The sequence below is a fragment of the Brevundimonas sp. 01N35 genome, from assembly GCF_056399785.1.
Window position 1 is genome coordinate 13,497 of record NZ_JBFTRZ010000002.1, and the last position, 19,403, is coordinate 32,899.

Genomic DNA, 19,403 nt, shown 5'->3' on the forward strand with positions numbered 1-19,403 from the left:
GGAAGATGCCGATGCAGGAAAGCGCCGGGATTCTGAAGCCAAGCTCTCGCGATGTAAGGAAAGTGGAGGGCTTCTGTTGGCAGGCGCCCTCCGGGCCCCGCCTGAGGAACTGATCCCCCAGGACTTAAGTGTTCGAAATCAACCGAACCGCATTACGCGGCGAGGCGGACTTCTCCAGCGAAGTTATCGTTCGCAGTTAGAAAATGGCCCGATACGGTGGGCCAAGACGGGCAAAAGCATCTTCTTTACACGTCCGTCGATGCTAGTCGGCCCCGCAGCTCCCGCCGATAACGCGGTGAGAGATTGGTGGAGCCGCCGGGAATCGCACCCGGGTCCGGTCCGCTTATTACAAGCGCGTTTATCGCCATAGTCCGGGCGAACCCGAACAGGATCAATATAGGCTGTCCGGCGTCGGCTTCCAAGGGGAAGCTGTTGAAATCCGTCAGGAGAAGCCGGGATGACGCGGCCAGTCTCGGGTCTGGTTCCTGAACCAGGTCAACTGGCGCTTGGCGTAGTGGCGGGTGGACAGGCGGATGGCGGCGACGGCTCGGTCCAGCGTCGTGGCGCCGGTCAGGTGGGCGGCCAGTTCGGGGACGCCGACGGCCTTCATGGCCGGAAGGGCGGGGTCGAGGTTGCGGGCCAGCAGGGCGCGGACCTCGTCCACCGCGCCGGTCTCGATCATCTGGCTGACCCGCGTGTCACAGTTGGCGTAGAGGCGGTCGCGCGGGGGCTCGACCACCAGGGTGGCGTAGGAGCCGGGCGCGAGCAGGGGCTGGGTGTCGGCCTTCCAGTCGCTGAGCGAGCGGCCGGTGGCCTGGGCGACGGCGAGGGCGCGGATCAGGCGCTGGCGGTCGCCGGGGGTGATGGCGGCGGCGGCGGTCGGATCGACCTCGGCCAGGCGGCGGCGGAAGGCGGCTTCGCCCTCGGCGTCATAGGCGGCCTGAACCGTGTCGCGGACGGCGTCAGGGACGGCGGGAATGTCGGCCAGACCGCGCGTCAGGGCGTTGAAATAGAGGCCGGTGCCGCCGACCAGCAGGGCGGGGCGGTCCTGCGCCGCCAGTTCGTCCAGCAAGGGCATGACGGCGCGGGTCCAGCGGCCGACCGACCAGGATTCGGCGGCGTCGGCGACGCCATAGAGGCGGTGCTCGGCGCGGGTTTCATCTTCGACTGATGGGCGAGCGGTGAGGATGCGCAGGTCGGCGTAGAGCTGCTGGCTGTCGGCGTTGACGATGACGGCGCCGGTCTTTTCGGCCATCTCCAACGCCAGACGCGACTTGCCCGAGGCAGTGGGGCCGGCGATCAGGGTGAGACGGGGCGCTTTGGTCAAAGGAACAGGCTCGCGAACAGGACCAGAGGGCGATAGAACGCCCGCGACCGGCCCGGCAAGGGCCAAGGAGCAGAGCCTTGATCGACCGCACCGCCGTAATCGCCGCCCTCGACGCCGTTGTGGACCCGAAATCGGGACAGGGGCTGGTCGCCGCCGGTCTGGTTCAGGGGCTGGTCGTGGGCGAGGACCGCGCGGGATTCGCCATGGAGGTCCCGGCGGGCGAGACGGCGATCTACGCCCCCGTGCGCGACGCGGCCGAGGCGGCGCTGAAAGCCATTCCCGGCATGGCGCGGGTGTCGGTCGTCCTGACCGCAGAGGCCGTGGCGGCCGCCGTGCCGCGTCGCACGGCGGGCCTGTCGAAGGCCGCGACCGATCAAGGGCGGGCCAAGGCCCCTGTGCCGACCGAACGTCCGGCCCATGTGAAGCGTGTTCTGGCCGTGGCCAGCGGCAAGGGCGGCGTCGGCAAGTCGACGGTGGCGGTCAATCTGGCTGCGGCGCTGGCGGCAAGGGGGCTGTCGGTCGGGGTGCTGGACGCTGACGTCTATGGCCCGTCGCTGCCGACCATGTTGGGGCTGTCGGGCCAGCCGGCCTATGTGGACGGGGCCATCATCCCGCACGTCGCCTACGGGCTGAAAGCCATGTCGGTCGGCCTGCTGACCAAGGCCGACGACGCCATGATCTGGCGCGGGCCAATGGCGTCGCAGGCTATCACCCAGATGCTGACCCAGACCCGTTGGGGGACGGAAGAAGAGCCGCTGGACGTTCTGGTGGTGGACCTGCCGCCCGGCACCGGCGACGTGCAACTGACCCTGATCCAGAAGACGCCGCTGGACGGGGCGGTCATCGTCTCGACCCCGCAGGAGGTGGCGCTGGCCGATGCGCGCCGGGCGCATACCCTGTTCCAGCGCGTCAACGTGCCGACGCTGGGCCTGATCGAGAACATGAGCGGAGAGGTGTTCGGGCGTGGCGGCGCAGAGGCCGAGGCCGCCCGGCTGGGCGTGCTCTTCCTCGGCGACCTGCCGCTGGACGCCGCCTTGCGTCAGGCGGGGGATGCGGGCCAGCCGCTGGTCTCGGCTGCCCCCGACGGCGAGGTCGCGCGGCGGTTCGCGGCGGTGGCGGCCAAGGTGGCGAAGAGCCTAGGGCTCTAAGTCTCCCCTATCGACCGTCATCCCGGAAGCGGCGCAGCCGCTATCCGGGAGCGCCCGAAACGCCGACGTCGGCGCCTTGAGCGGTCCCGGCTCTTGGCCTCGCGGAGCGAGGCTGCGGCCGGGATGACGGTTGCACGCTATCGCCGGTCCAGCGTGCGGAAGGTGAAGGCGTGGTCGTCCTTCTCTCCGGCCGGATGGGATTCGGACGCCGTTTCGACGAAGGCGGTTTCGTCGAAGGCCGGGAAGTGGGCGTCGCCCTCGGGTTCGGCGTCGACCTCGGTGATGTAGAGGCGCTGGGCGCGGGGCAGGGCCATCTCGAACAGGGCTGTGCCGCCGATGATGCAGACCTCGTCCACGCTGTCCTCTTCAGCCGTCTCGCGCGCGATGGACAGGGCCTCGCCCAGGTTGGAGCAAACCAGAGCGCCCTTGGACATGCCTTCGGTCTCGTAGGAGCCGTCCTTGGTCAGGACGATGTTCAGCCGGCCGGGCAGGGGTTTCAGCGGCAGGCTTTCCCAGGTCTTGCGGCCCATGATGCAGGGCTTGCCGACCGTAATGGCCTTGAACCGTTGCAGGTCCGAACGGAGCCGCCAGGGCAGGTCGCCTTTGTGGCCGATGACGCCGTTTCGAGCGCGGGCGACGACAAGGGCGATCTTGGGAACAGACACGGGCGAACTCCGGCAGACGGGGGCGACGCGACGCCGCCCCCTTGATGCCGACTTAGGCCTCAGGCTCCAACAGTTTCAAGCGGAAGAAGAGCGCGCCGATCACCGCGCCGATGGCCGGGGCGACGAAGAAGACCCAGACCTGGCTCAGAGCCCGGCCGCCGGCCAGCAGCGCCGGGCCTAAGCTGCGGGCCGGATTGACCGACACGCCGGTCACCTGAATGCCGACAATGTGGATGACCGCCAGGGTGATGCCGATGGCGACGCCGGCGAAGGCACCGTGCCCCTTGGCCCCGGTCACGCCCAGGATGGCGATGATGAAGATGGCGATGGCCACGATCTCGAAGATCAGGGCGGCGTGCAGCCCGTATCCGCCCGGCGATCCGGCGTCGAAGCCAACAGACCACCATGTCCTTCGCGCTCATCCGCCCGGCGACGAAGACGCCCAGGCTGACCGCAGGATTAATGTGGCAGCCCGATACGGGGCCTATGCCATAGGCCATGGCGATGAGGGCGAAGCCAAAGGCCAGGGCGATGCCCAGCTGACCCACATGATCGAACCCGCCGAGAACGGCCGCGCCGCACCCGAACAGCACCAGAACCAGGGTCCCGACCAGTTCGGCCGCAAACTTTCTCAACATGACCACCCTCCCGTTTCATGCGCCGCGTCCGCGCGGATAGAGGGGGGCGCCTAATTCTGACGTTTCGCCAGACAGGGGTACGCGAGTTTACGCTTCGACCTTGAGCCATTTCAGCCATTTGCGCTGCATGGCGGCTTCCAGGTCGATGCCGGCGCGGTCGCAATAGATGAGGAGCATCCCGAGGACGTCGGCCGCCTCATCGCCGAGGGCCGAGGCGTCAGGCGCGCCGCGGGCGCGGCCGGTCAGGCGCAGGTGCTCGGCGGTCAGTTCGCCCAGTTCTTCCTGCAGTTTCAGCAGGGCCCAATCACCGTTCCCGGCGCGGTCGCGGTCGATGGAGTGCTCGCGCGCGTAGATGTCGGAGATGCGGAGGACGTCCGCCGTCAGTTCGGTCAGTTTCATTAGGATCAGACCGCGACGGCGGCCTTGATGTGCGGCCAGGGCGCGTAGTCGCTCAGCACGAAGTCCGACAGCTCGTAGGCGAACAGGTCGGATTTCGGCGCGACGGTCAGGGTCGGCAGGGGCAGGGGCTGGCGGGTCAGTTGCAGCTCGGCCTGCTCCAGATGGTTCAGATAGAGGTGGGCGTCGCCGAAGGTGTGGACGAAGTCGCCGGGCTCCAGCCCCAGAACTTGGGCCAGCATCATGGTCAGCAGGGCGTAGGAGGCGATGTTGAACGGCACGCCGAGGAAGACGTCGGCGCTGCGCTGATACAGTTGGCAGCTCAGCTTTCCGTCGGCGACGAAGAACTGGAACAGGCAGTGGCAGGGTGGCAGGGCCATGTCGTCCACGTCGGCCGGGTTCCAGGCGCTGACGATATGGCGGCGGCTGTTGGGATTGGTCTTCAGTCCGTGGATCAGCTTCTGGATCTGGTCGATGCTCTGGCCGTTCGGCGCGGCCCACGAGCGCCACTGCTTGCCATAGACGGGGCCGAGGTCGCCGTTGGCGTCGGCCCATTCGTCCCAGATGCCGACGCCGTTTTCCTGAAGCCAGCGGATATTGGTGTCGCCGCGCAGGAACCACAGCAGTTCGATGAAGATCGACCGCGTGTGCAGCTTCTTGGTGGTCAGAAGGGGGAAGCCCTTCGACAGATCAAAACGAATCTGACGGCCGAAGACGCCGAGGGTGCCGGTGCCGGTGCGGTCGTCGCGGCGCACGCCGTTGTCGAGGATGTCGCGCAGCAGGTTGAGATACTGCCACTCGGGGTGATCGGCCGGGGCCGCCCCGCTGCGGGTTTCCAGATCGGCGAGGGCGAGTGCGGCGGTCATGGGAAGAGAGGATGAGGCCGAATCGGTCCCGTCGTCACGTGCGACGAATCGTTGCCCACAAGGAAAGCGGAATCAGCCCTTGAAGCCGTCGCCCCCCAGGAACGCGCTCTCTTCCGCCGTCGTGTCGCGGCCCAGGCAGGCGTTGCGGTGCGGGAAGCGACCGAAGCGGGCGATGATGTCCCGGTGGATGACGGCGAACTTGAAGGTGTTCGGCTGCTCGGCCTCGTCCAGCAGGGTCAGAAGCTTGTCCTGATCGGCGAGCGATTCCGAATGCATCAACGGCATTAGAATGAAGGGGCGTAGATCCCTGGCCACCTGACGGTCGTCGCCTCGGGCGATCCCCGCCTTGGCGAACATCAGGGCCAGGGAGTCGGTGGCGAACATGTGCGCCGTGTCGCGAAAGGCGTTTCGCGGCAACTGGTCCAGCAGGATGATGAGTGCCAGGGTTCCTTCGGGCGTCTCAGCCCAGGCGTCCAGTTCGCGGCGGGCGGCGGCGAAATGGGTCTCGCGGCACAGCGCGGTGAAGGCCGCGTCGAAGGCGGCGTTCTTGGCGAACCATTTCTGGGGACCGGCTTCGGTCCAGAAGGCGACGATTTCGGCGGGGGAAAGCAGCATACTCATGCCGCAGAGCTTACCCCGTGGACGCGCCCATGCACGGCCCCGCGAGGGGGAAATCATCTAGCGATGTAAGAAAAAATGGTCGGAGTGAGAGGATTCGAACCTCCGACCCCTGCGTCCCGAACGCAGTGCTCTACCAGACTGAGCCACACTCCGACATTTCGTCTCGACGCGGGCTAGAGGCCGTCGTTGCGCCGAGGAGGGGGCTTATAGCCACGGGTTTCGGACCTCGCAAGCGGGGATTCAGCTGCTTTGAAAAAAGTCTCTGCTCGATGAAAATTCTTCTGTTTTCAGGTGTTGCATCCCCGAAAGCCTTGGCGTATCTCACCGCTCCTCGCAGCAACGAACTGCGGGGCGCACTGGTCCTGCTGGGGAATGGTGTAATGGTAACACTACGGTTTTTGGTACCGTCATTCTAGGTTCGAGTCCTAGTTCCCCAGCCAACCGCCCTAGGGGCGTGAGCATCGACCGGCTCAACTTCTTTTCCCTATATAATAATGTACGCTTTACCGATGGCGGGCTCGTTGTCGGCGTCATCAGGCCGTGTGACTGAACTGAATCGCCAAAGACAAAAGCCGCCGGATTGCTCCGGCGGCCTTTGGTGATTCTAGGCCGGGGTCAGCGGACGGGCGTCGGAGGCGGCGATGCTGGAGCGGGCGCGCCGTTCTTGTAGCGGTCGAACCAGGTCAGGATGGCGCTGATCCGGGCGGCGTTCTGGGACGGGCGGACGGCCAGGCCGTGGCCGACGCCGGGAATCTTGACCAGGGCAGTGGGCACGCCGCGCAGTTGCAGGGCGGTGTAATACTGCTCCGACTCGCTGACGGGGGTGCGGTAGTCCTCGTCGCCCACGACGACCAGGGTGGGGGTGGTGACATTGCCGACCAGCGACAGGGGGGACCGGCGCCAGTAGGCCTCATGGTTCTCCCACGGATATTCGCCGAACCAGTAGCGGGCGAAGAAGGCAGGGTTGTCAGCGGTCAGGACGAAGCTGGCCCAGTCGATCACCGGCTTCTGGCTTGCGGCGGCCTTGAAGCGGTTGGTTTTGCCGACGATCCAGGCGGTCAGCACACCGCCGCCCGAGCCGCCGGTGACAAACAGTCGGTCGGGGTCGGCAACCCCCTTGGCGATAACGGCGTCGACGCTGCTCATCAGGTCGTCATAGTCGTGGCCAGGATAGTCGTGGTGGATCAGGTTGGCGAACTCCTCGCCGTATGACGTCGAGCCGCGCGGATTGACCGACAGGACGGCGTAGCCCGCCGCCGCGAACAATTGATTGTCGGTGGCGAAATGCGGGCCGTAGGCGGCGAAGGGGCCGCCGTGGATTTCCAGGATCAGCGGATACTTCTGACCCTCGACATAGCCGGCGGGGAGGGTCAGCCACGACTCCACCGTGCGGCCGTCATGGGATGAGGCGACCTCCAGCCGCTGAACGGCGCCCAGGATCTTGCTGGCCAGATAGTCGGCATTCAACCTGGTTAGTTGGGTCTGGCGGCCCTGACGCAGCACATGGACGTCAGCGGGGCGCAGGGCGTCGCCGCGGGTGAAGGCGACCGAGCCGTCGTCGGCCAGGGAGAAGTCGCCGCCGGAATAGGGACGACCGATGTCGCTACCGCTGAGGCCTTGAACGATCGTCGAGACTGCGCCGTCCAGCGACACGCGCGCGATCGTGGTCGAGCCGTGGTCGTCATAGGCGATCAGGATGGAGCGCCCGTCCTTGCTCCACACCGGCGACTGGACCGAGCGATCCAGACCGGCGGTCAGGACCCGGCGATTCGCGCCGTCGCGGTCCATCACATAGAGGCGGGTGTTCTGGTAGCCCAGCCTCTGGTCGTCATAGCCGACATAGGCGATGCGGCGGCCGTCGGGCGAGGCGACCGGCGACTGATCGGGGCCGAGGCGGTCTGTCAGGGCGGTCAGGACGCCCGAACGGACGTCCAGGGCATAGACCTCGCTGTTGGCCGCTTCGCGTTGCCAGTCGGGGCCGCGATTGGCGCTGAGATACAGGGTCGCGGAATCGGGCGACCACGACAGGTCTCCACCGTGGTTGAAATCGCCCTGGGTCAGTTGGCGCGCGCCGCCCCCGTCCGCCGGGGCGACGAAGACCTGACGATAGCCGGGCTTCAGATAGCCCTGGCCGTCGGCGCGATAGGTGACGGTATCGATGACCTCCAGCGGCGGGGCCCATTGGGCGCCTTCGGGTTTGGGCAGGGGCGCGCCCAGTTTCGGCGCCTGACCAGCGACCAGAACCGAATAGGCCAGCTTGGTTCCGTCCGGCGACCAGCTGATTCCCGTCGGCGTGTTCGGCAGGCTGGTGACCCGGACCGACTGGCCCGAGCCGATCCAGCGCACGAACATCTGCGCGCCGCCGCCCTCGGCGGTCGAGATATAGGCGACGCGGGTTCCGTCGGGCGACCAGCGCGGCTGGCTATGCGACCCGGCCCCGGCGACCAGCGGGGTCTGCTGGCCCGTGCGCACGTCGATCAGCCAGATGGTCGGTCGCATCCGGTCCGTCATGATGTCGGCGGTCTGGCGCACATAGGCGACGCGCGATCCGTTCGGACTGATCTGCGGGTCCGAGGCGACCTCGAGACCGAACAGGTCCTGAGCCTGGAAGCGGACGGATTCGGACGGCGGCGGCGCGGGCTGCGCCACGACGGGCGTGGACAGTAAGGCCAGGGCGCAACAGGCCCAGATCGCTTTAGACATTCGGTGTTTCCCCCTCTGGAACGCCGCGATCATAGAGGGGGCAGGGGGGGCGGCAAGCGAGATCGGATGACGTTGTGCGACCGCTGATCTGCGCTTGGTGACGTCAGCGGGAGACGCAAAAGCCGACGAGGGCCTTCATGACTATCCCTTGGTCGCCGCGCCTAAAAAGGTTCACATGACATCGCCGCTGGGGCGCGGGTAGCAGGTCGCCATGGCAAAGCTAGTCGCGTTCTCCGCCCCGAAAGCCCGCATCGTTTGGATCAACATTGAGAAGGTGGTCCGCATCGAACACCGCGGCGGACGGAAGTTCTTCGTCCACTTCAGCAACATGTTGCTGTCGCCGGTGGAGATCGAAGACGATCTGGCGGGGCTAGCGGCTCGGCTGGCTTCCGCCAGCGCCTAGCTCGTCCGCCATCCAGCCGGACGCTGCAACTCACACGAAAAAGGCCCGCCGTTTCCGGTGGGCCTTTGTGATCACTTGGGCTGCTTCGATCCAGCAGCGGCCTTATCGACCAGATTCTTCACGCTTGGATTTGAAGCGTTCTGTTTGGGCTGGACCTTCTTGGTCTTGCCTTTGGATTCTTTCACGCCTGTGGCCTTTCATGTGCCAGCGGACCCTATCAGGTCGAACAGCAGCAAATGAGGCGGTGGGTGTCTCGACGGCAATCCGCGAGCCGGGCAGGGCAGCGAAGCCGTTGAGCAAAGTTTCAATGTATTGGGGGCGGTGTGCGCCATTCTCTTCGCTGAAGAGAATGGCGCGAGTGACGGGACTCGAACCCGCGACCTCCGGCGTGACAGGCCGGCACTCTAACCAACTGAGCTACACCCGCGTTTCCCGCCGAGGAGCAATGCGTCTCGGCGAGGGGCGTCGTTTAGGCGGGAGGGCCTTGCGCTGTCAAGCAAGGTGGTGATGATTTTGTGGAGAAAACTGCGCGATCAACGTTGCGTGAGAACGGGTGCGAAAAGTGGGCGTTATCGGGGCTTTTCCTGCGAACCGTTCGCAACATAAAAACCTTTGCCGACATGGGTTTGAACCCCGACGAGGTTGGGTCTAAGAAGCCCCGAATCCGCCCCCACCCTCGGCGGGCGAGGCAGCTCGAATGAACGCATTTCTTCTGGAATATCTCCCGATCGTCGTTTTCCTGGCGATCGCGGCCGTCCTTGGCCTCGGCTTCATGCTGGCCGCCTGGGCTCTGGCGCCGAAAAACCCCGACACTGAAAAGCTGTCGGCCTATGAGTGCGGCTTCAACGCCTTTGACGACGCGCGCATGAAGTTCGACGTCCGGTTCTATCTGGTGTCGATCCTCTTCATCATCTTCGACCTGGAAGTGGCCTTCCTGTTCCCGTGGGCGGTGTCGATGTTCGACCTGTCGACCGGCGGCATGGTCTTCGCCTTCTGGTCGATGATGGTCTTCCTCGGCGTGCTGACCGTCGGCTTTATCTATGAATGGAAGAAGGGAGCGCTGGAATGGCAGTGATCGCGCCTTCGTCGCCCCTGGTCCCCGCCGGCTCGGCCGCGCGCTCGACCGTGGAAGGCTACGACCCCAAGATTCACGACAAGTTTTTCGAGCAGGTGAACACCGAGCTCGGCGAGCAGGGCTTTCTGACCACCTCGCTGGACGACGTCATCAACTGGGCCCGCACGGGTTCGCTGATGTGGATGTCGTTCGGCCTGGCCTGTTGCGCCGTCGAGATGATTCACCTGTCGATGCCGCGTTTCGACCTGGAGCGTTTCGGCACGGCTCCGCGTGGTTCGCCGCGCCAGTCGGACCTGATGATCGTCGCCGGCACCCTGACCAACAAGATGGCTCCGGCCCTGCGCAAGGTCTATGACCAGATGCCGGAGCCGCGCTACGTCATCTCGATGGGCAGCTGCGCCAACGGCGGCGGCTATTATCACTACAGCTACAGCGTCGTGCGCGGTTGCGACCGCGTGGTGCCGGTGGACGTCTATGTCCCGGGCTGCCCGCCCACGGCCGAGGCGCTGCTGTACGGCATCCTGCAACTGCAGAAGAAGATCCGTCGCACGGGGACGATCGAGCGATGAGCGAACTGGTGCGCGTGGCGGAGCGCGAATCCGCCCTGACCCCGCTGGGGACCGAAATGGTCGCCGCCCTGGGTGTCGAAGCCGTCGTCGCCTTTGGCGAGCTGACGCTGATCGCCCCGCGCGAGAATATCGTCGAGGTCATGACGGCCCTGCGCGATCAATTCGGCTTCCAGCAACTGATGGACGCCTGCGGCGCCGACTATCCGGACCGCGTCGAGCGGTTTGAGGTGGTCTATCACCTGCTGTCGCTGACCCGCGCCGCGCGCGTTCGCGTCAAGGTGTCGACCGACGAGGTCGCCCCGGTTCCCAGCGTGTCGTCGGTCTATCCGTCGGCCGGCTGGTTCGAGCGCGAAGCCTTCGACATGTACGGCATGATCTTCTCGGGCCACCCCGACATGCGCCGCATCCTGACCGACTACGGTTTCCAGGGGCATCCGCTGCGCAAGGACTTCCCGATGACGGGTTATGTCGAGGTCCGCTACGACGAAGAGCAGAAGCGCGTGGTCTATGAGCCGGTGAAGCTGGCTCAGGAATACCGTAACTTTGACTTCCTCTCTCCCTGGGAAGGGGCCGAATATCCGGCCCCGGTCCTGCCGGGCGACGAGAAGGCGGGAGCCAAGTAATGGCTGTTGGCGAGAACACTCCGGCGACGGCCGCCCCCAAGGCGATCGATCCGTTCGAGGACTATGAAGACGGCCTGACCCCGCACGCGCGGGCGATGGACGACCGCAAGTTCACCATCAACTTCGGCCCGCAACACCCGGCTGCGCACGGCGTGCTGCGCCTGGTGCTGGAGCTGGACGGCGAGTTGGTGACCCGCGTTGATCCGCATATCGGCCTGTTGCACCGCGGCACCGAGAAGCTGATGGAGGCGCGCACCTACCTCCAGAACATCCCCTACCTGGACCGGCTGGACTACGTCTCGCCGATGAACCAGGAGCACGCCTTCTGCCTCGCCATCGAGCGCCTGCTGGAACTGGACGTGCCGTACCGCGGCCAACTGATCCGGGTTCTCTATTCGGAAATCGGCCGCATCCTGAACCATCTGCTGAACACGACCATGCAAGCCATGGACGTGGGCGCTCTGACCCCGCCGCTGTGGGGACATGAAGAGCGCGAGAAGTTGATGATCTTCTACGAGCGGGCCAGCGGCGCGCGTCTGCACGCCAACTATTTCCGTCCCGGCGGCGTCCATCAGGACCTGACGCCGGAACTGATCGACGACATCGGCCGCTGGTGTCAGGAATTCCCGGCCAAGCTGGCGGACATCGAGAGCCTGGTCACCGAAAACCGTATCTTCAAGCAGCGCAACGTCGACATCGGCGTGGCGTCCAAGGAAGAGGCCCTGGCCTGGGGCTTCTCGGGCGTCATGCTGCGCGGTTCGGATATCGCCTGGGACCTGCGCAAGGCGCAGCCCTATGACTGCTACGCCGATCTGGAGTTCGACATCGCCGTCGGCAAGAACGGCGACTGCTGGGATCGCTACCTCTGCCGCATCGAAGAGATGAAGCAGTCGATACGGATCATGGAGCAGTGCATCCACAAGCTGCGCAACTGCCCCGGCGAACCGGTCCTGGCCGAGAACAACAAGATCACGCCGCCGCGCCGTGGCGAGATGAAGCGTTCGATGGAAGCGCTCATCCACCACTTCAAGCTCTACACCGAGGGCTTCAAGACGCCCGAGGGCGAGGTCTATGCGGCAGTCGAAGCGCCCAAGGGCGAGTTCGGCGTCTATCTGGTGTCGGACGGCACCAACAAACCCTACCGCGTCAAGCTGTCGGCGCCTGGCTTCCGTCACCTGCAGGCGATGGACTGGATGAACCGCGGCCACATGCTGGCGGACGTCTCCGCCATCCTCGGCTCGCTCGACATGGTGTTCGGAGAAGTGGACCGATGAGCGTTCGTCGCCTCGCCAAGGAACAACCTGAATTCTTCGCCTTTTCAAAGGACACGAAGGCCAAGGCCGAGTGGTGGATCAAGAAGTATCCTGACAGCCGCCGCCAATCGGCGGTGATCCCGATCCTGTGGCTGGTCCAGAAGCAGGAAGGCTGGGTCTCGGAACCCTCCATCCGCGCCATCGGCGAACTGCTGGGCATGCCCTTCATCCGGGTTCTGGAGGTCGCGACCTTCTACACCATGTTCCAGTTGGAGCCGGTCGGCAAAGTCGCCCTGATCCAGGTCTGCGGCACCACGCCCTGCATGCTGCGCGGCGCGGGTGAACTGATGCGGGTCTGCAAGCAGAAGATCGGCGACAAGGACATCCTGTCCGCCGACGGTCGCTTCACCTGGCAGGAAGTCGAGTGCATCGGCGCCTGCGCCAATGCGCCGGTCGCCCAGATCAACGACTACTACTACGAAGACCTGACGCCCGAGACGATGGCCCAGATCATCGACGACTTCGCCGCTGGCAAGTCGCCGAAGGCTGGCAGCTACGTCGGTCGTCACAGCTCCGAGCCCGAGGGCGGCGCCCAGGTCCTGACGGACCCGACGCTGTACGACGGTTCGCGGGCCAAGAAGATCAAGTCGCTGCCGAACTCCAAGCCGGCGACTGAGAAGGCTCCGGCCTGATGACTCGACCGAACCTCGACAACGATGAGGGCAGGGCGGCCTACCGGGCCGAGCTGCGTCGCGTCGGCTGGCCCCTGCGTTGGGGCGGGCTGGCGTTGATCGTCGTTGCGGCGGGACTGGTGCTGGCGGTCAAGGACGGCAAGTTCGGGCTGTCGGAAGATCTGTTGCTCGTCGCCTACGGCCTTTTGGCCGCGGGCTGGGTGCTCGTCGTCACCGCTATTTTCATGCGCACCCGCCACCACAAGCGCCGTCTGGCGGAAGGACTTTAAGGGCTCATGGTCGGAATCCTCGAAGACAAGGATCGCATCTTCACCAACCTCTACGGCTTCCAGGACTGGACGCTGGAGGGGGCGAAGGCGCGCGGGGCGTGGAACGCCACCAAGGACATGCTGGACCTTGGCCGCGACTGGATCATCACCAACGTCAAGAATTCGGGCCTGCGCGGACGCGGCGGCGCCGGTTTCTCGACCGGTCTGAAGTGGTCGTTCATGCCCAAGGAAGTGAAGGATCGTCCTCACTACCTGGTCGTCAACGCCGACGAATCCGAACCCGGAACCTGCAAGGACCGGGAGATCATGCGCCATGATCCGCAACTGCTGATCGAAGGCTGCCTGATCGCCTCGTTCGCGATGCAGGCCCACGCCTGCTACATCTACCTGCGCGGCGAGTACGTGCTGGAGCGCGAGCGCATGGAAGCCGCCGTCAAGCAGGCCTATGAGGCCAAGCTGATCGGTAAGGACAACGTCCACGGCTGGGACTTCGACGTCTATATCCACCACGGCGCCGGGGCCTACATCTGCGGCGAAGAGACCGCCCTGCTGGAAAGCCTGGAAGGCAAGAAGGGCCAGCCGCGCCTGAAGCCGCCGTTCCCGGCCGGCGCGGGCCTCTACGGCTGCCCGACCACGGTGAACAACGTCGAGTCGATCGCCGTCGTCGGCACCATCCTGCGTCGCGGCGCCGAATGGTTCGCGGGCTTCGGTCGTCCGAACAACACCGGCACCAAGATCATGTCGATCTCGGGCCACGTGAACCGCCCGTGCAATATCGAAGAAGTCATGTCGATCCCGCTGCGTCAGCTGCTGGAAGAGCACTGCGGCGGCGTTCGCGGCGGGTGGAACAACCTGAAGGCCGTCATTCCGGGCGGTTCGTCGGTTCCCCTGATCACGCGCGACATGGCCGAGACGGCGCTGATGGACTTCGATTCCTTGCGTGAAATGCGCTCGGGTCTGGGCACCGCCGCCGTCATCGTCATGGACCAGTCGACCGATCTGGTGAAGGCGATCGCCCGCATCAGCTACTTCTACAAGCATGAGAGCTGCGGCCAGTGCACGCCGTGCCGCGAAGGCACGGGTTGGATGTGGCGCGTGCTGGAACGCATGTCCGTGGGCGACGCCGATCCGTCGGAAATCGACCTGCTGCTCGACGTGGCCGGTCAGGTCGAAGGCCACACCATCTGCGCCCTCGGCGACGCCGCCGCCTGGCCCGTTCAGGGCCTGATCCGGCACTTCCGTCACGAGATCGAAGACCGAATTCAAACCTACCGCAGCCGCCGCGCGAACTTCGCCGGCCACGCGATCGCGGCGGAGTAATCGTATGCCTATCGCCAAGGTCAACGGCGTCGAAACCGAGTTCGAACCCGGCATGACGGTTCTGCAGGTTGCAGAACTTGCCGGCCAGGAGATCCCGCGTTTCTGCTACCACGAGCGTCTGTCCATCGCCGGCAACTGCCGGATGTGCCTGGTCGAAGTGAAGCCCGGACCGCCGAAGCCGCAGGCTTCGTGCGCGCTGCCGGCTGCTGAAGGTCAGGAGATCTTCACCGACACGCCGATGGTCAAGAAGGCCCGCGAAGGGGTGATGGAGTTCCTGCTCATCAACCACCCGCTGGACTGCCCGATCTGCGACCAGGGCGGCGAATGCGACCTTCAAGACCAGGCTGTCGGCTACGGCCGTGACGGTTCGCGCTACGGCGAGAACAAGCGCGCGGTCGAAGAAAAGAATATGGGCCCGACGGTCAAGACGTTCATGACGCGCTGCATTCAGTGCACGCGTTGCGTTCGCTTCATCACCGAAGTGGCCGGCGTTCCGGACATCGGCATGATCTCGCGCGGCGAAGGCGCCGAGATCACGACCTATCTGGAAAAGAACATCGACAGCGAGCTGTCGGGCAATGTCAACGACCTGTGCCCGGTGGGCGCGCTGACGCACCGTCCGTGGCAGTACCACTACCGTCCGTGGGAACTGAAGAAGACCGAGACCATCGACGTCATGGACGCCCTGGGCTCGAACATCCGCGCCGATGCGCGCGGGTCCGAGGTCATGCGCGTGCTGCCGCGCCTGAACGAAGGCGTCAACGAAGAGTGGCTGTCGGACAAGAGCCGCTATGCGGTCGACGGCCTGGCCCGTCAGCGTCTGGACAAGCCCTATGTCCGTGAAAACGGCAAGCTGCGCGTCGCCTCGTGGGACGAAGCGCTGAACGCTGTGGCGTCTAAGATCAAGGCGGCCTCGGCTGACCGCATCGGCGTCATCGCCGGCGACCTGCAAGATGCTGAGTCGATGAAGGCGACGCTGGACCTGTTCCGCGCGCTCGGCTCGGCCAACACCGACTGTCGCCAGGACGGCGCTGCGATCGGGCAGGGGGCTCGTGAGGGCTGGCTGTTCAACTCCGGCCTGCAAGGCATTGAAAATGCTGACGCAGTTCTGATCGTCGGCGCAAATCCACGCACCGAAGCGCCGCTGCTGAACACGCGCCTGCGCAAGATCTGGCTCAAGGGCGCCGCCGAGATCGGCGTCATCGGCGAACAGGTCGACCTGACTTATGACTACAACTACCTCGGCGCCGGTTCGAAGACGCTGGGCAAGCTGCCCAAGGCGGCTGTCGACTTCCTGACCAAGGCTGAACGCCCGGCGATCATCGTCGGCGCGGGCGCCCTGATCGGCGACACCGGCGCGGCTGTGCTGAACGCTCTGGGCGCGCTGGCCAAGAAGGTCGGCGTGGTCAAGGACGGCTGGAACGGCTTCAACGTCCTGCACACCGCAGCCAGCCGCGTCGGCGGCCTGGACATGGGCTTCGTCCCCGCCGACGGCGGTCTGGATGTCGCCTCCATGCTGAAGCCGGGCGCGCTGGACGTGCTGTTCCTGCTGGGCGCCGACGAGGTCAACGCCTCGGCCTCGGACGCCTTCCGCGTCTATCTGGGCAGCCACGGCGACCGTGGCGCGCACGGCGCGGACGTGATCCTGCCGGGTGCCGCCTATACCGAGAAGTCGGGCCTGTACGTGAACACCGAGGGTCGGGTGCAGATGGCCGAACGCGTCGTCTTCCCCAAGGGCGAGGCCAAGGAAGACTGGGCCATCATCCGCGCCCTGTCGGAACGCGTCGGCCACAAGCTGCCCTTCGACACGCTGGAGCAGCTTCGCACTAAGCTGATGGGCGACCATCCGACCTTCGGCCGCATCGACTACCTGGCGCCGGCCGTGTCGTTCGACGTGGCGGCCCTGGGCGCCAAGGGCGATCTGGGCGACGTCGCCTTCGTCTCGACCATCGTCGATCCCTACCTGACCAACCCGATCGCGCGCGCCAGCGCAACGATGGCCGAGCTGTCCGCTGAGCGGACGGCGCCGGTCGTCCTGGCGGCGGAGTAAATCATGGACGCTGCGACCTCCTTCTGGGCCACCCCCCTCGGCTGGACCCTCGCCACCATCGGCGGAATCCTGATCGTCACGGTCGGCATCCTGATCTCGCTCGCCTTCCTGCTGCTGGCGGACCGCAAGATCTGGGCGGGCGTGCAGATGCGCAAAGGCCCCAACGTGGTCGGCCCGTTCGGCCTGCTGCAGTCCTTCGCCGACTTCTTCAAGTTCGTGCTCAAGGAAATCGTCGTCCCGTCGGGCTCCGACAAGGTCGTCTTCCTGGCCGCGCCGCTGATCACCTTCATCCTGGCCTTCATCGCCTGGGCAGTGATCCCGTTCGCGCCGGGCTGGGTGATCTCGGACCTGAACGTCGGCATCCTCTACATTCTCGCGATCAGCTCGCTGGGCGTGTACGGCATCATCATGGGCGGCTGGGCTTCGAACTCGAAGTATCCGTTCCTGGGTTCGCTGCGTTCGGCGGCGCAGATGGTGTCCTATGAGGTCTCGATGGGCCTGGTCATCATCAACGTCATCCTGCTGGCCGGGACGATGAACCTGACTGAGATCGTCACCCAGCAGACCGGGTGGATCTGGAACTGGAACATGTTCGGCGGCGGGCTCGAAACCCTGCCGACCATCATCGTCATGCTGCCGATGACCATCGTCTTCTTCATCTCGGCCCTGGCCGAGACCAACCGTCCGCCCTTCGACCTTCCGGAAGCGGAGTCGGAGCTGGTGGCCGGTTATCAGGTCGAATATTCGTCGACGCCCTACCTGCTGTTCATGATCGGCGAATACGCCAACATCGTCTTCATGTGCGCCATGATCAGCCTGCTGTTCTGCGGCGGCTGGAACCCGGGCTTCCCGACCGACTTCCTGGACAGCTGGCCGACCTTCCTGGCCAACCTGTTCTACTTCCTGGTCCTGGCGACCAAGATCGTCTTCTGGTTCTTCATGATCGCCCTGGTGAAAGCCTTCGTGCCGCGCTACCGCTATGACCAACTGATGCGCCTGGGCTGGAAGATCTTCCTGCCGTCATCGCTGATCGCTGTGGTCGTCGTGGCGGCCTGGCGCGTGTTCGCGGTGGGCGCGTAATGGGCCTTCGCGCCACATTGCTGAGCTGCCTGGTCCTCGCGGGCGCCACCGGCGCCTGCGCTCCCTATGAGGCCGAGCCGGTCTCGGTCTATCAGTGGGAACGCAAGGTGGAGCAGGTTCAGCGCCAGGACGCCGAACGCCAACGCCTTTGCCAGACCCTCGACAAGGAAAGCGCGCGCTATCAACGCGACTGCGCCGGAGTGAAATCGTAATGCTGACCCGTATCGTTCAGGCGGCCAAGGGCGCGATGCTGACCGACATGTTCAGCGCCGTCGGCCTGTCGATGAAGTACATGCTGAAGCCGAAGGCGACGGTGAACTATCCGTTCGAGCGCAACCCGCAGTCGCCGCGTTTCCGTGGCGAACACGCGCTGCGCCGCTATCCGAACGGTGAAGAACGCTGCATCGCCTGCAAGCTGTGCGAAGCCATCTGCCCGGCCCAGGCCATCACCATCGAGGCCGAACCGCGCGCCGACGGCAGCCGCCGCACGACGCGCTACGACATCGACATGGTCAAATGCATCTACTGCGGCCTGTGCCAGGAGGCCTGCCCGGTGGACGCCATCGTCGAGGGGCCGAACAGCGAGTTCGCCACCGAGACGCGCGAAGAACTGCTCTATGACAAGGTCCGTTTGCTGGATAATGGCGACCGCTGGGAACGGCTGATCGCGAAGAATCTGGAACTCGACGCTCCGTATCGCTAAACCGAGCCGCGATTCCGCCATGGGATCGCTGCGCAAGACTTTGAAGGGGGCTTTGTCCCACCCATGCTGCAAGGCATAGCGTTCTATCTTCTGGCGACGGTCGCCGTGGTTTCGGGCCTTCTGGTCGTGACCGCGCGAAATCCCGTGCACTCCGTCCTGTGGCTGATCCTCAGCTTCTTCTCGGCCGCCGGCCTGTTCGTCCTCTTGGGCGCAGAGTTCCTGGCGATGCTGCTGGTGGTCGTCTACGTCGGCGCCGTCGCGGTGCTGTTCCTGTTCGTGGTCATGATGCTGGACGTCGACTTCGTCCGCCTCCGCGAAGGCTACGCCCGCTACCTGCCGCTGGCGGGGATCGTCGCCGGCGTGTTGCTGGCCGAGATGATCATGGTGTCGATCACCGTGGTTCAGGGCGGAGCCGCCAAGGCGGCGCTCGCGCCGGCCGTGGCTGGCCCTGACGCGTCGAACGTCGAGACGATCGGCCGGGTGCTCTACACGGACTACGTCTATTTCTTCCAGGCTGCGGGCATTGTGCTGCTGATCGCCATGATCGGCGCCATCGTCCTGACCCTGCGTCATCGCCCCAATGTGCGTCGCCAGGACCTGGCCAGCCAGGCCAACCGCGAACGCGCCAAGTCGGTCGAGGTCAAGACCGCGCCGACCGGGCAGGGCGTCACCCCCGAGGAGCTTCTGTGATGGACATCTCGCTCCAGCACTATCTGGCGGTCGCCGCCATGCTGTTCACCATCGGCGTGTTCGGCATCTTCGTGAACCGCAAGAACGTCATCATCATCCTGATGTCGATCGAGCTGATCCTGCTCGCGGTGAACATCAATTTCGTCGCCTTTTCGACCTACCTCAACGACGTGTCGGGCCAACTGATGGCCATGTTCGTCCTGACCGTGGCCGCCGCCGAGGCCGCTGTCGGCCTGGCGATCCTGGTGACCTTCTTCCGTAACCGCGGCGACATCGCAGTCGACGACGCCTCCGTGATGAAGGGCTGACCGG

Annotated in this window: 21 protein-coding genes, 3 tRNA genes, 1 other RNA gene and 1 pseudogene; 16 read left to right on the forward strand and 10 right to left on the reverse strand. The window is 65.3% G+C overall.

What is annotated here, in order from left to right; all coding sequences use genetic code 11:
* Positions 1-61: 61 nt before the first annotated feature.
* Positions 62-426, reverse strand: a transfer-messenger RNA (tmRNA) gene (ssrA, locus tag AC1DJ5_RS01780).
* 16 nt (positions 427-442) lie between these two features.
* Positions 443-1,327: a tRNA (adenosine(37)-N6)-dimethylallyltransferase MiaA gene (miaA, locus tag AC1DJ5_RS01785; protein ID WP_477019490.1), complete on the reverse strand. Its 885-nt coding sequence runs from the start codon at positions 1,325-1,327 to the stop codon at positions 443-445.
* Positions 1,328-1,404: 77 nt separating this feature from the next.
* Here miaA and AC1DJ5_RS01790 point away from each other — a divergent pair, with 77 nt between their 5' ends.
* Entirely contained in the window at positions 1,405-2,475 is a 1,071-nt protein-coding gene (locus AC1DJ5_RS01790; RefSeq protein ID WP_477019491.1) for an Mrp/NBP35 family ATP-binding protein, read from the forward strand.
* Positions 2,476-2,612: 137 nt separating this feature from the next.
* On the opposite strand, the gene AC1DJ5_RS01795 is transcribed toward AC1DJ5_RS01790, so the two are convergent.
* From AC1DJ5_RS01795 to AC1DJ5_RS01820, 6 genes and pseudogenes are all read right to left on the reverse strand, one after another.
* Positions 2,613-3,140 (reverse strand): dihydrofolate reductase, encoded by a 528-nt coding sequence (locus tag AC1DJ5_RS01795; protein ID WP_477019492.1) that lies wholly within the window; start codon positions 3,138-3,140, stop codon positions 2,613-2,615.
* Between the two features lie 52 nt (positions 3,141-3,192).
* Positions 3,193-3,778 (reverse strand): annotated as a pseudogene (locus tag AC1DJ5_RS01800) (aquaporin).
* An 87-nt stretch (positions 3,779-3,865) separates the two neighbouring features.
* Positions 3,866-4,177 (reverse strand): phosphoribosyl-ATP pyrophosphohydrolase, encoded by a 312-nt coding sequence (locus AC1DJ5_RS01805; protein WP_477019493.1) that lies wholly within the window; start codon positions 4,175-4,177, stop codon positions 3,866-3,868.
* 5 nt (positions 4,178-4,182) lie between these two features.
* On the reverse strand, positions 4,183-5,040 hold the full coding sequence (locus tag AC1DJ5_RS01810; protein ID WP_477019494.1) for a thymidylate synthase: 858 nt from the start codon (positions 5,038-5,040) through the stop codon (positions 4,183-4,185).
* A 72-nt stretch (positions 5,041-5,112) separates the two neighbouring features.
* Positions 5,113-5,661, reverse strand: a complete 549-nt coding sequence (locus tag AC1DJ5_RS01815; protein ID WP_441453645.1) for a DUF924 family protein — start codon at positions 5,659-5,661, stop codon at positions 5,113-5,115.
* Between the two features lie 76 nt (positions 5,662-5,737).
* A tRNA-Pro gene (locus AC1DJ5_RS01820) sits at positions 5,738-5,814 on the reverse strand.
* Positions 5,815-6,027: 213 nt separating this feature from the next.
* Here AC1DJ5_RS01820 and AC1DJ5_RS01825 point away from each other — a divergent pair.
* Positions 6,028-6,101, forward strand: a tRNA-Gln gene (locus AC1DJ5_RS01825).
* 175 nt (positions 6,102-6,276) lie between these two features.
* Here the strand turns inward: AC1DJ5_RS01825 and AC1DJ5_RS01830 are convergent.
* Positions 6,277-8,364, reverse strand: coding sequence for a prolyl oligopeptidase family serine peptidase (locus AC1DJ5_RS01830; RefSeq protein WP_477019495.1), 2,088 nt, complete (start codon positions 8,362-8,364; stop codon positions 6,277-6,279).
* A 211-nt stretch (positions 8,365-8,575) separates the two neighbouring features.
* Between AC1DJ5_RS01830 and AC1DJ5_RS01835 the strand changes: the two genes are divergently transcribed.
* Positions 8,576-8,767 (forward strand): hypothetical protein, encoded by a 192-nt coding sequence (locus tag AC1DJ5_RS01835; RefSeq protein ID WP_477019496.1) that lies wholly within the window; start codon positions 8,576-8,578, stop codon positions 8,765-8,767.
* A 350-nt stretch (positions 8,768-9,117) separates the two neighbouring features.
* On the opposite strand, the gene AC1DJ5_RS01840 is transcribed toward AC1DJ5_RS01835, so the two are convergent.
* Positions 9,118-9,194: transfer RNA gene (locus AC1DJ5_RS01840), tRNA-Asp, on the reverse strand.
* A gap of 270 nt (positions 9,195-9,464) precedes the next feature.
* Here AC1DJ5_RS01840 and AC1DJ5_RS01845 point away from each other — a divergent pair.
* The 13 genes from AC1DJ5_RS01845 (at position 9,465) to nuoK (ending at position 19,399) form a co-directional block, all read left to right on the forward strand.
* A complete protein-coding gene (locus tag AC1DJ5_RS01845) occupies positions 9,465-9,842 on the forward strand; it encodes an NADH-quinone oxidoreductase subunit A (protein ID WP_207821670.1) in 378 nt (125 codons plus the stop codon).
* Entirely contained in the window at positions 9,812-10,411 is a 600-nt protein-coding gene (locus AC1DJ5_RS01850) for a NuoB/complex I 20 kDa subunit family protein (RefSeq protein WP_441453639.1), read from the forward strand. Before AC1DJ5_RS01845 ends, AC1DJ5_RS01850 begins: the two co-directional genes overlap by 31 nt.
* Positions 10,408-11,034 (forward strand): NADH-quinone oxidoreductase subunit C, encoded by a 627-nt coding sequence (locus tag AC1DJ5_RS01855; protein WP_441453637.1) that lies wholly within the window; start codon positions 10,408-10,410, stop codon positions 11,032-11,034. Before AC1DJ5_RS01850 ends, AC1DJ5_RS01855 begins: the two co-directional genes overlap by 4 nt.
* 95 nt (positions 11,035-11,129) lie before the next feature.
* On the forward strand, positions 11,130-12,308 hold the full coding sequence (locus AC1DJ5_RS01860) for an NADH-quinone oxidoreductase subunit D (protein WP_441453815.1): 1,179 nt from the start codon (positions 11,130-11,132) through the stop codon (positions 12,306-12,308).
* Complete coding sequence (gene nuoE, locus AC1DJ5_RS01865; protein WP_477019497.1) at positions 12,305-12,979, forward strand: NADH-quinone oxidoreductase subunit NuoE; 675 nt, start codon at positions 12,305-12,307, stop codon at positions 12,977-12,979. Before AC1DJ5_RS01860 ends, nuoE begins: the two co-directional genes overlap by 4 nt.
* A complete protein-coding gene (locus AC1DJ5_RS01870; protein WP_441453635.1) occupies positions 12,979-13,248 on the forward strand; it encodes a hypothetical protein in 270 nt (89 codons plus the stop codon). The genes nuoE and AC1DJ5_RS01870 overlap by 1 nt, the downstream gene beginning before the upstream one ends.
* 6 nt (positions 13,249-13,254) lie before the next feature.
* On the forward strand, positions 13,255-14,568 hold the full coding sequence (nuoF, locus tag AC1DJ5_RS01875) for an NADH-quinone oxidoreductase subunit NuoF (RefSeq protein ID WP_441453633.1): 1,314 nt from the start codon (positions 13,255-13,257) through the stop codon (positions 14,566-14,568).
* A gap of 4 nt (positions 14,569-14,572) precedes the next feature.
* Positions 14,573-16,618, forward strand: a complete 2,046-nt coding sequence (gene nuoG / locus AC1DJ5_RS01880) for an NADH-quinone oxidoreductase subunit NuoG (protein ID WP_477019498.1) — start codon at positions 14,573-14,575, stop codon at positions 16,616-16,618.
* 3 nt (positions 16,619-16,621) lie between these two features.
* On the forward strand, positions 16,622-17,698 hold the full coding sequence (gene nuoH / locus AC1DJ5_RS01885; protein ID WP_477019499.1) for an NADH-quinone oxidoreductase subunit NuoH: 1,077 nt from the start codon (positions 16,622-16,624) through the stop codon (positions 17,696-17,698).
* Positions 17,698-17,910 carry a hypothetical protein gene (locus tag AC1DJ5_RS01890; protein ID WP_441453627.1) on the forward strand — a complete coding sequence of 71 codons (213 nt, stop codon included), beginning with the start codon at positions 17,698-17,700 and terminating at the stop codon, positions 17,908-17,910. Before nuoH ends, AC1DJ5_RS01890 begins: the two co-directional genes overlap by 1 nt.
* Positions 17,910-18,401 (forward strand): NADH-quinone oxidoreductase subunit NuoI, encoded by a 492-nt coding sequence (gene nuoI, locus AC1DJ5_RS01895; protein WP_441453626.1) that lies wholly within the window; start codon positions 17,910-17,912, stop codon positions 18,399-18,401. The genes AC1DJ5_RS01890 and nuoI overlap by 1 nt, the downstream gene beginning before the upstream one ends.
* A gap of 63 nt (positions 18,402-18,464) precedes the next feature.
* Entirely contained in the window at positions 18,465-19,091 is a 627-nt protein-coding gene (locus AC1DJ5_RS01900) for an NADH-quinone oxidoreductase subunit J (RefSeq protein WP_441453624.1), read from the forward strand.
* Positions 19,091-19,399, forward strand: a complete 309-nt coding sequence (gene nuoK / locus AC1DJ5_RS01905) for an NADH-quinone oxidoreductase subunit NuoK (protein ID WP_441453622.1) — start codon at positions 19,091-19,093, stop codon at positions 19,397-19,399. The genes AC1DJ5_RS01900 and nuoK overlap by 1 nt, the downstream gene beginning before the upstream one ends.
* Positions 19,400-19,403: the final 4 nt, after the last annotated feature.